The sequence below is a fragment of the Pseudomonas sp. Z3-6 genome (assembly GCF_051131985.1).
Taxonomy (GTDB): Bacteria; Pseudomonadota; Gammaproteobacteria; order Pseudomonadales; family Pseudomonadaceae; genus Aquipseudomonas; species Aquipseudomonas zanjanensis.
The window spans coordinates 4,150,549-4,163,033 of the sequence record NZ_CP071644.1; the positions used below are offsets into that span (position 1 = coordinate 4,150,549).

At 64.4% G+C, this 12,485-nt stretch carries 1 protein-coding gene (running past one end of the window); it reads right to left on the reverse strand.

What is annotated here, in order from left to right; all coding sequences use genetic code 11:
- Positions 1 to 12,485 carry the 3' portion of an amino acid adenylation domain-containing protein gene (locus tag J3P88_RS18200; protein WP_434570763.1) on the reverse strand. It continues 691 nt past the right edge of the window, so 12,485 of the gene's 13,176 nt are visible here — the last part of the coding sequence; its start codon lies beyond the right edge, outside the window; its stop codon occupies positions 1 to 3.

Below are 12,485 nucleotides of genomic sequence, written 5' to 3' on the forward strand. Positions count from 1 at the left end.
TCAGATACTGCGTTTGCGCGTGAGCGCGGGAATTGTCGTCATCGGTACTTCGATAGGCCGTACCTCGCCCACGGCGGCAGCCACCAGGGCCAGGGTGGGCTGGCCGAACAGCACACGGATATCGGCCTCCATGCCGTCCTGGCGCATGCGTTCGATCAGCGTCACGGCGAGCAACGAGTGGCCACCCAGTTCGAAGAAGTGGTCATGCCGACCCACTCGTTCGACCTTGAGCAACTCCGCCCACAACGCTGCGAGCTTGATCTCCATGTCGTCCACCGGGGCTTCATACAGACGCGTGGTGTAGGCATGGCTGTCGGGGGCCGGTAGCGCCTTGCGGTCGAGCTTGCCGTTCGGCGTCAGGGGCAAGGCATCCAGGCGCACGTAGGCGGCGGGCACCATATACGCTGGTAACTGCGCTTGCAGGTGCGTGCGCAGGGTTTCGATGGCGACAGCTTCGTCCGGCGAGTGCTGGGTGAAATAGGCCACCAGGCGCTTGTCGCCCGGTATGTCTTCGCGGGCCAGGACCACGGTTTCTTTAAGCGCTTGGTGGCGGGCGAGCTTGGCTTCAATCTCGCCCAACTCGATGCGGAAACCACGGATCTTCACCTGATCGTCGTTGCGGCCCAGGTATTCGATGTTGCCGTCCGGCAGGTAGCGGCCCAGGTCGCCGGTGCGATACATGCGAGCGTTTGGAGCCGTGCTGAACGGGTCTTTCAGGAAGCGTTCAGCCGTCAGGTCATCGCGGTTCAGATAGCCGCGAGCGACCCCGGCCCCGCCGATGTAGATTTCACCCGGCACGCCCAGTGGCACCGGTTGTTTATGTTCGTCCAGCAGGTAGAACTGCGTATTCGCCACCGGTTTGCCGATGTGCGCGGCAAAGCCGTCTTCGCGGGCCATCGACACCCAACTCGAATACGTCGTGGTTTCCGAAGGGCCGTAGAGGTTGCACAGGCGCTTGACCTGGGTCTGTTCGAATAAGGTCTCCACCAGGCTTCGCTTCAAGGCCTCACCGGCGACGTTCACCGTGTCGATGCCGTCGCCTACACCACCGGACTCCAGCAACGCCTTGAGCGCTGACGGCACGGTGTTGATCAGGGTGATGTCGTGTTCGCCCTGTTGCAGTTCCAGCACATTAGTGACCACGTCGATGCTGCCGCCGGAGGTCAGCGGCGCGAAGCATTCGTAGACGGCCAGGTCGAAGTTCAGCGAAGTCGAGAACAGGGTTTTAGCCAAGGTTTCCGAATCGAACGAACGATGGGCCCAAGTGAGGAAGTTCACCGTGTTGCGGTGCTCGATCATCACGCCTTTAGGCAGGCCGGTCGAACCCGAGGTGTAGATGACATAGGCCAGGTGCGAGGAGGTCAGCTCGGCGACCTTGGGATTCTGGACGGATTCGTCCTGCCACAGTCCGCTGTCCAGATCGACCACTGGCATCGATGCGCCTGCCAGCAATTCAAGGGTCGCCGTCTGCGCCAACACCGCTGCTGGCGCGCTGTCTTCCAACATGTAGGCAATCCGATCCAGCGGATACGCCGGATCCAGCGGCACATAACCACCGCCGGCCTTGAGGATCGCCAGCAGTCCCACCACCATGTCGATGCCACGCTCGACACAGATCGCCACCCGCGAATCCGGCTCCACGCCCTGCTTGCGCAGGTGATGGGCCAGGCGGTTGGCCCGTTCGTTCAACTCGCGATAAGTCAGGCGCCGCTCGCCACGAACCACCGCCACGGCATCCGGCGTACGCTGGACCTGCGCTTCGAACAACCCATGGATCGTCTGCTGCCGCGGATAGTCGGCCTCGGTGGCGTTAAATGTCACCAGCAGTTGCTCGCGCTCCGAATCCGGCAGGATCGACAAGTGCTGCAAAAGCAAGTCCGGCTGCTGCTCAAGCATGCCGACCAGGTTCTCCAGCGTGTGTTGCACATAATTACAAAGCCGTTGCGCACCAATGCGTGCCGGGGTCATGACGGTAAAGCTGAACCCTTCGCCCTGGTCATCCACCGACAACATCAGCGGGTAATTGGTCCGCTCCTCGCCACCGAGGATCTGGATACCGTTCCAAGCCGACAAGGTCTCGCTCGACACTGTGGTGCCGGTGTGGCGATAGTTGAGCAAGGCACTGAACAACGGCGTCGGCGCCTGCACACCGCTGCAGCGTTGCGCCAGCGCCAATGCGGCGTGTTCATGGCCCAGTAACGCGGTCAGGCGAGCATGGGTTGCTTTCACCCCCGCACGAACCCCGGTTTGCCCGACACTGACCCGCAACGGCAGGGTATTGATGAACATCCCCAGCGCCCGGTCGGCCCCCTCGCCGCCCTGCATCCGCCCCACCAGCACCGTACCGAACACCACATCGTCCTTGCCCGATATCTTGCCCAGTACTTGCGCCCAAACCAGGTGGTACAAACTCGCCGCGCTCACCCCAAGCAGACGTGCCTGGGCCCGCAGCCGACGACTGAGGTCGGCCGCGACGTCCTGGCGCACCTCTTCGAGGCCGCTGCCATCGCCTTGCACATCCTGCAAATCGAACGGCAGCGTCGGCTCGTCGATGTCACCGAGCATTTCGCGGAAAAAGGTTTCGTGCGCCTCACGGCTCACACCCAAGCGAGCCTGGGCCACGAAGTTGCGGTACGGCACCGACGCCGACAGCCGCTGCGCCTGACCGAGCATGTGCGCCTCGATTTCCGCCGACAGCACCGCCAGTGACGTGACGTCGTCCACCAGGTGGTGAAACAACAGCATGCCCACCCAACGTTGGTTCGCCGGGTCTTGCGCATGGACGAGCCGCATCATTGGCGCCTGGCGAATGTCCAGGCGATAGAACCGCGGGTCGAAACGCTGGTGCAACTGCGTGGCGATGTCACCCTGGCTCGGATCCAGCGCAACCGACTCGACACTCAGTGGCGCGTCTCGCCAGACCACCTGCATGGGTTCGGGCAGGCCTTCCCAGAGTACGGCGGTGCGCAGGATATCGTGGCGGTTAATGACGGCTTGCAGCGCATGGGCGAAATCTTCCAGGCGCGTGAACTGGTCGAAACCGAATATCACCTGTTGCAGATAGGGGTCGCCTTCGGCGGCAGCCAGATGGTGATAGAGGATGCCTTCCTGCAGCGGTGCCAAGGCATAAATGTCTTGGACGTTACTGACGCCGCCCGGCACCGCCGCGACGACCTGCTCGATCTCCGCCTGGGACAGATCGGCCAGCGGCAGCATGTCCGGTGTGATGCGTGTGCAACCGGCCGGGATCCCGTTGGCCGGTACGACAACTTCCCGATAACCCCCGACGGCGGCGGCCAACGCGGCCAACGTCGGCTGGCCGAACAAGACCCGCACATCGACGCTCAGCTCGACCTGGCGCAGGCGTTCGATCATTTTCACGGCCAATAACGAGTGACCGCCCAGTTCGAAGAAGTTGTCGTGGCGACCGACCTGTTCGAGCTGGAGCAGGTCTTCCCAGATCCGGGCAATACTGGCTTCCACTTCGCCTTGTGGCGCCTCGTATTCACGAACAATCACTGCCGAATGATCCGGTGCCGGCAGCGCCTTGCGGTCGAGTTTGCCGTTGGGGGTCAGCGGCAGTGCGTCGAGCCGGATGTAGGCGGTTGGCACCATGTACTCAGGCAGTTGCTCTGATAGATGAGTACGCAGGGTTTCGATTTCCGCCATCTCATCCACCGAATGAGTGGTGAAATAAGCCACCAAGCGTTTTTCGCCCGATGCATCTTCACGGGCCAGCACCACGGTTTCCTTCACCGCGTCATGTTGCGCCAGCCGCGCTTCGATCTCGCCCAACTCGATGCGGAAACCACGGATCTTCACCTGGTCATCGTTGCGCCCCAGGTAGTCGATGTTGCCATCCGGCAGATAACGACCCAAGTCACCGGTGCGGTACATCCGGGCATTCACCAAGTCGCTGAACGGATCCCCCAGGAAACGCTCGACGGTCAACTCCGGACGGTTCAGGTAACCCCGCGCCACCTGCACGCCACCGATGTAAATCTCACCGGCCACACCCAGGGGCACCGGTTGTCGATGGGCGTCGAGCAGGTAGATCCGCGTGTTGGCAATCGGCTTGCCGATCGGTGTGCTGTCCGGGGTGTCTACCCCCGTGCAGTCCCACGCCGTCACGTCCACCGCCGCTTCGGTCGGGCCGTACAGGTTGTACAGACCGGTCTGCGGCAGTTGCGCCTTGAAGCGCCGCACCAGGTGCCCCGGCAACGCCTCGCCACTGCACATCACCCGCACCAAGCCTTCGCACTGACCCGCCTCGCCATGGGCCAGGAACACGTCCAGCATCGACGGCACGAAGTGCAACGTGGTGATGCCCTGGGCCTGGATCACTTCGCGCAGGTACGCCGGGTCGCGATGCCCGCCTGGACGGGCCATCACCAGCCGCGCACCGCTGAACAGCGGCCAGAAGAATTCCCACACCGACACGTCGAAGCTGAACGGGGTCTTTTGCAACACCGCGTCTGTGGCGGTCAAAGCGTATTCGTCCTGCATCCACAGCAGCCGGTTGACCACCGCGCCGTGCTCGTTCATCACGCCCTTGGGCAGGCCGGTCGAACCCGAGGTGTAGATGACATAGGCCAGATGATGGGCATGCAGGCCCTCGACCTGCGGATTGTCGGTTGGCTGCGTCGAGAACCCTTTTGCCTCATCCAGCAGCAGGGTCCGCGCCTGGGTAGCCGGTAGGCTCGCCTGCAAAGCGCGCTGGGTCAGCACCACCATGGGCGCGCTGTTTTCCAGCATGTAGGCCAGGCGCTCGCGGGGATAATCCGGGTCCAGCGGCACATACGCCGCGCCGGCCTTGAGAATGCCCAGCAGGCCCGCGACCATGTCCAAGCTACGATCGGCACAGATCGCCACGCGGTCATCCGGGCGAACGCCCAGTTCCAGCAGGCGATGGGCAATCTGGTTGGCGCGCTCATTCAGTTGTGCGTAGCTCAGTTGCGCCTCGCCAGCCACCACCGCCACCGCGTCCGGGCAGGCCGCGACCCGCGCCTCGAACAGGCCGTGCAAGGTCAGGCCTTGCGGGTAGTCAACCGCAGTGGCATTGAACATTTCCAACAGCTGCTGACGTTCGGCCTCTGGCAGACTCGTGAGGGCCTGCAGTGGCGTATCCGGCGCCTGCTCCAGTGCGCTGACCAGGCTTTCGAGCGTGGTCTGCACGTATTCGCCGATACGTCGCGCGCCGGTCCCCACCAACGCTTGCACCACCAGGCTGAAGCCCTCGCCTTCATCGTCCACGGCCAGCGCCAAGGGGTAATTGGTCCGTTCTTCACCGCCAATCGACTCGATGCCTTGCCACGCCGTCAGCGCCTGCGCGGTCACCTCGACCCCGCAATGACGATAGTTGAGCATCGAACTGAACAAGGGTGTTGGCGCAACCACGCCACTGCAACGCTGGGCCAGTGCCAACGGAGCATGCTCATGGCCCAGCAGGCCGGTGAGTCGCTTGTGGGTGGCCTTCACCGCTGCGTATACGCCTTGCCCAGCCAGGCTCACCCGCAATGGCAGGGTGTTGATGAACATGCCCAAGGCCCGGTCGGCCCCATCGCCGGCCTGCATGCGACCCAACAGCACGGTGCCGAAGACCACGTCGTCGCGACCGCTGACACGGCCCAGGACGTGCGCCCAGGCCAAGTGCATCAAGCTGGCCGCGCTGACGCCCAACTGTCGGGCCTGGGCGCGAAGCCGACGGCACAGGCCCGCCTCCACGGTCAGTTTCACCTCTTCCACGCCAGTGCCATCGCCTTGCACGTCCCGCAGGCCGAACGGCAGCGTCGGCTCGTCGATGTCGCCGAGCATCTCGCGGAAAAACGCTTCATGGGCCTGTTGGTCGACACCCAGGCGCGCCTGGGCCACATAGTTGCGATAAGGCACCGACTCTCCCAGTTCATGCACCTTGCCCAGCAACTGCGCCTGCATTTCACGTTCAAGCACTTCCAGGCCGGTATGGTCCAGGACCATGTGGTGGAACAGCAGCATGGCGACCCAGCGCCGGTTCGCGACGTCTTCGGCGATGGCCAGGCGCAACATCGGTGCCTTCCGCACGTCCAGCCGATAATGCCGGGCATCGAAACGCTCATACAGCCGGGCAACGGCATCGCCGCCGCTCGGGTCCGCGTCCAACTCGTCTACGCTGAGCCGAGCCTGTCGCCACACCACTTGCATCGGTTCGTCGAGGTGTTCCCAGACCATCGAAGTCCTGAGAATGTCGTGCCGGTCGATCACCCCCTGCAAAGCCTGGGCAAAGTCATCCAGGCGGGCCTGAGTGTCAAAACCGAACAACGTTTGCAACACGTACGGATCGCCCATTTTTGCCGTCAAATGGTGATACAGGATGCCTTCCTGCAGCGGCGCCAGCGGGTAGATGTCCTGCACGTTGCGCGCCCCTCCCGGCACGCTCGCCACGATCCGATCGATGGCCTCCTGGCTCAACGCCGCCAGCGGCAACATGGCCGGCGTGATGCGCTCACAGCCTTCGACGATGGCGCAGGCCGGCACCACAACGTCCCGGTGCCCGCCCACCGCAGCGGCCAGTGCCTGCAGCGTTGGCTGACTGAACAGCACCCGCACATCCACCGACAGTTCGGCCTGGCGCATGCGCTCGATCAGCCTCATCGCCAGCAGCGAATGCCCGCCCAATTCGAAGAAGTTGTCGTAGCGACCAACCCGTTCCACTTTCAACAGCTCGGCCCACAGGTCGGCCAAGACCTGCTCGATCTCGCCCTGCGGCGCTTCGTAGGCCTGGCTGGCGTAGGCCTCGGCATCCGGTGCCGGCAGCGCCTTGCGGTCGACCTTGCCGTTGAGGGTCAATGGGAACGCCGGCAACACCACGAACGCCGCGGGCACCATGTAGTCCGACAGGGTCGCGGACAATTGCTCGCGCAACCCGGCCACGCTCAGCTCGACCTGCGGCTGGGCGATGACATAGGCCACCAGGCGCTTCTCGCCCGATTCATCGGCCCGCACCAGTACCACCGCGTCCTTCACACCCACGCAAGCCACCAGCTTGGCTTCGATCTCGCCCAGTTCGATGCGGAAACCGCGGATTTTCACTTGGTCGTCGTTGCGCCCCAGGCATTCCAGGCTGCCTTCGGGCAACCAGCGGCCGAGGTCGCCGGTGCGATACAGCAGCGCGTCGGGTTCATGGCTGAACGGGTCGGCGATGAATTTTTCCGCGGTCAGGTCCGGCCGGTTCAGGTAACCCTTCGCCACCCCTTTGCCGCCGATGTACATCTCGCCGACGACACCCAACGGCGCCAACCGCTGGCGTGCATCGAGCACATAGACCTGGGTGTTGCCAATGGGGCCGCCGATCGGTACGCACTCGGCATCCGCCGCCACGGCCTTCACCTCAAGGGTGGTGGCGTAGGTGGTGGTTTCGGTCGGGCCATAGCAGTGCACCAGGCGCAGGTCCGGCGCCAGGTCCAGCAAGCGCCGGAACGACGCCACGTCGGCCCGTTCGCCGCCGCACAACAGGATGCGCAGGCCGCCGATAGCCCGGGGAATCAGTTGCACGTACCGGTTGAAGATCGCCGTGGTCACGAACAGCACGGTGATGCCCGCATCCTCCAGCACCTGGGCAAACCTCGAAGGTTCAAGCAGGGTGTCATGGTCGATCACCACCACTTGCCCGCCATTGAGCAAGGCGCCCCAGACGTCCATGGTGCTGGCGTCGAACGCCGGGTTGGAGGCGAAGGCAATGCGATCGTTGGCGTTGAAATCGGCGTAACCGTTGTTGATCACCAGGCGGTTGATCGCCCGGTGCGGCACCAGCACGCCTTTCGGAGTGCCGGTGGAGCCCGAGGTGTACATGATGTAGGCAATCGATTCGCTGGACTGCGCCAATGCCGGGTTGTGCAGCGGCCCCTCGTGGTCCAGCGTGTCCAGGTCGATGCGCGAAACGTCCTCGGGCACGGTCTCGGTACTGAACGTCAGCAGGCACTTGGCCTGGCAGTCGTCGAGCATGAAGCCTTGGCGCTCCAGGGAGGCGTTACGGTCCAGCGGCACATAGGCCGCCGCGCACTTGAGGATCGCCAGTTGACTGGCCAGCAGCTCGATGGAGCGTGGCAGCAGGATCGCCACGCAGTCATCCGGCTGCACGCCGAGGCCGATCAGGTGATGGGCCAGGCGGTTGGCGCGCTCGTTCAGCTCCGCGTAAGTCACTTGCCGCTGCCCGTGCACCGCCGCAATCGCCTGCGGCAGGTACGCGGCCTGGGCTTCGAACAGCGCCAGGACCGTCTGCTCGTGGGGATAGGCGCGCTGGGTGGCGTTGAAGTCCACCAGCAGTTGGTTACGTTCGCTTTCCGGCAGGATCTCCAAGCGGTTGAGGGGCGTCTGGGGTGCTTGCTCAAGGGCTTGCACCAGGCTTTCCAGGGCCGTGTGCATGTAGGCGCAAATGCGCGCCGCACCGATGCCTTGCGACACCAGGGCACTCAGCATGAAACCGTCGCCCAGGTCGTCCACCGACAGGGTCAGCGGGTAGTTGGTCCGCTCTTCGTTGCTGAGGATTTCCATGCCCTGCCAGGCGCTTACGGCCTCGGCTGAAACGGTGCCGGTCGCGCTGTGCCGGTAGTTCAGCAGCGCACTGAACAACGGAGCCGGTGCGGCCACGCGGCTGCACCGTTGCGCCAGGGCCAGCGAAGCGTGTTCGTGACCGAGCAAGGCGGTCAGCCGTTCATGGGCAGTCTTGACCCCGGCGCGGGCGCCCTGCTCGTCCAGCTTGACCCGCAGCGGCAAGGTGTTGATGAACATGCCCAGGACCCGGTCGGCGCCCTCGCCGGCCTGCATCCGTCCCATCAGCACCGTGCCGAACACCACGTCCTCCCGCGCGGACAAACGTCCCAGTACCTGCGCCCAAGCCAAATGGTGCAGGCTGGCCGCACTCACCCCGAGCTGCCGCGCCTGGGCCCGCAAGCGATGGCTCAAGGCAGCGTCCACTTCCAGCTTGGCCTCCTCGATGCCGCGACCGTCACCCTGCACCTGTTGCAACCCCAGCGGCAGGGTCGGCTCGTCGACATCACCCAGCATCTCGCGGAAAAACGCCTCGTGCGCTTGCTCGCTGACACCCAGGCGCGCCTGGGCCACATAGTTGCGGTACGGCAGCGCAGCGGCCAATTGGCCGGCCTGGCCCAGCAGGTGCGCCTGCATTTCCTGCTGCACCACCTCCAGCGCGGTATGGTCCAGGGCAATGTGGTGGAACAGCAACATCGCCACCCAGCGCTGGTTGGTCGAGTCATAGGCATAACGCAGGCACATCAGCGGCGCCTGGCGAATGTCCAGGCGATGATGACGGGAGTCGTAACGGGCATGCAGTTGGGTCACGGCATCGACGTCCGCCGCGTCCAGTTGCAGTTGCTCGACGCTCAACAGTGCCTTGCGCCAGACCACCTGTACCGGTTGCTCCAACCCCTCCCACATGATCGAGGTGCGCAGGATGTCGTGCCGATCGATGACACCTTGCAATGCCTGGGCAAAGGCCTCGAGGCGCGCCTCGTCCTGGAAGGCGAACAGCGCCTGCAGCACGTAGGGATCGCCCTGCTGCGCCGAGACATGGTGATAGAGGATACCTTCCTGCAACGGCGCCAGCGGGTAGATGTCCTGCACGTTGGGCGCCCCGCCCGGCACCGTAGCGACGATCCGGTCGATCGCCTCCTGGGTCAATGTCGCCAGCGGCAGCATGGCCGGGGTGATCCGCGCACAATCGGGAGTGATGCCATTGGCCGGCACCTCGATCTCATGGCCGCCCCCCACCGCCGCGGCCAGTGCCGCGAGGGTCGGCTGGCCGAACAGCACGCGGACATCGGCACTCAAGCCGACCTGGCGCATCTGCTCGATCAGGTTGACGGCGAGCAAGGAATGGCCGCCCAGCTCGAAGAAATGATCGTGACGCCCCACCCGCTCGACATTCAGGACTTGCTGCCACAGTCGGGCCAGGGTGATTTCGGTTTCACCTACCGGGGCTTCGTAGCCCCGGGTGATGATCGACGCCTGGTCCGGTGCCGGCAAGGCCTTGCGGTCGAGCTTGCCGTTGGGCGTCAGCGGCAAGGCATCCAGGCGCACGTAGGCGGCCGGCACCATGTAGTCCGGCAAGCGGCTTTGCAGGTGCGCGCGCAGGGCTTCGATGTCCGCGCGGTCATCCGTTGAATGCAAGGTGAAATAGGCCACCAGGCGTTTTTCGCCGGGAACGTCTTCACGCACCAGCACCGTCGCCTCTTTCACCGCAGCGTATTGAGCCAGGCGGGCTTCAATCTCCCCCGGTTCGATGCGGAAGCCACGGATCTTCACTTGGCCGTCGTTGCGGCCCAGGTATTCGATATTGCCGTCCTCCCGGAAGCGCCCGAGGTCGCCGGTGCGGTACATCAGCGCCTGGGCGTCCTGGCTGAACGGGTCGAGGAGGAACTTCTCGGCGGTCAGGTCCGGGCGGTTCAAGTAGCCGTTGGCGACCCCCAGGCCGCCGATGTAGAGCTCGCCGGCCACACCTTGGGGCACGGGTCGCTGTTGCGCATCGAGGAGGTAGACCCGGGTGTTGCCCAAGGGCCGGCCAATCGGGACGCTGCCATCGCCGACGGCCTTGATTTCATAGGTGGTCGAAAACGTCGTCGCTTCCGTCGGGCCGTAGCCGTTGAGCAAATGGGCCGGCGCGCCCTCTTTGAGGACGCGGGCGATTACCGCCGGATCCAGCACGTCGCCGCCGACAATCAAGTAGCGCAACTGGGCGAACACGTCCATCAGGCGGTCGGCGTATTGGTGAAACAGCCCCGCCGTCATCCACAACACATTCACCGCTTGCTCGAGCAACAGCCTGTGCAAGCGTTCCTGGGACAACAGCACGTCCTGGTCGACCACCACCACGCAACCGCCGTTGAGCAACGGTGCCCAGACTTCCAGGGTGCTGGCGTCGAAAGCCGGGTTGGAGGCGAAGGCCACCCGGTCCTGCTCGTTGAAATCGGCGTAACCGTTATTGATCACCAGTCGGCTGATGGCCCGATGCGGCACCAGCACGCCTTTGGGCGTCCCCGTGGACCCTGAGGTGTACATGATGTAGGCCGGCGCTTCGCTCGATGCCGGTTGCTGGCGGCAATGGGCCGCCAGCTCGGGAAGCTCGACACTGTCCAGGTCCACCCGACGCATGCCCGGCGCCAAGGCTTCGCGGCTGTGGGTCAAGGCCAGCACGGCGTGGCTGTCCTCGATCATGAACTGCTGGCGCTCGGCGGGCGCGTTGACGTCCAGCGGCAGGTACACCGCCGCGCACTTGAGGACGGCCAACTGGCTGACCAGTAGATCGAGCGAACGTGGCAGCAGGATCGCCACGGTTTGACCCGCGTGCAGGCCAAGGTCGAGCAGATGCCTGGCCAAGCGCTCGGCCTTGCTGTCCAGTTCGCGGTAAGTCAGGACTTGCCCACCCTGCACCGCTGCCGGTGCGTCCGGACGTGCCTCGGCCTGGGCCTCGAACAAGGCATGAATCGATTGTTGCCGCGGATAGTCACGGTCGGTGTCATTGAACGACACCAGCACCCGTTCGCGCTCCGATTCCGGCAGGAACGACAGGCTGTTGAGCCTCGCGCCAGGCGCAGACTCCAAGGCGCAAACCAGGCTTTCAACGGCGGCCTGCATGTAGTCGCCGATGCGTTGCGCGCCAATCAACGCAGTGGCTTGCACCGACAAGGCGAAGTCATCGGAAAAATCGTCCACCGAAAGAATCAGCGGATAGTTGGTGCGTTCTTCCGCGCCCAGGGCTTGCATACCGTCCCAGGCCAGGCTGACCTCGGCCGGGAGCGCTTGGGCGCTGCTGGCGCTGTGGCGGTAGTTCAGCAACGCGCTGAACAGCGGTGCCGGTGCCGCCACGCCGCTGCAACGTTGCGCCAGGGCCAGGGATGCGTATTCGTGACTGAGCAGGCTGCTCAACCTGGCGTGGGCGCTTTTCACCCCATCGCGCACGTTCTGTGCACCTACCCCCACGCGCAACGGCAAGGTGTTGATAAACATGCCCAGGGCCCGGGTCATGCTTTCGCCGGCCTGCATGCGGCCGAGCATCACCGTGCCGAACACGACGTCCTCACGACCCGAGACGCCGCCGAGCACCTGTGCCCAGGCCAGGTGAAAAATGCTCGCCGCGCTCACGCCGAGCTGACGTGCCTGCGCGCGCAGCCGGCAACTGAGGTCTGGTGCCAGGGTCAGATGACTTTCTTCGATGGCACTGCCGTCGCCCAGCACATCCTGTTGGCCAAAGGGCAGGGTCGGCTCCTCGACGTCACCCAGCATCTCGCGGAAGAACCTCTCGTCAGCCTGGCGCTGGCCGGCCTGGCGGGTCCGAACGACATAGTCGCGGTAAGGCGCGGCGGGCTGCAATTGCCCGGCCTGCCCCATCAGGTAGGCTTGCATTTCACTCTGCACAACCGCCAGGGCCGCGTGGTCAAGGGCCATGTGATGGAACAGCAGCATGGCGGCCCAGCGCTGGTTGGCCGGGTCCT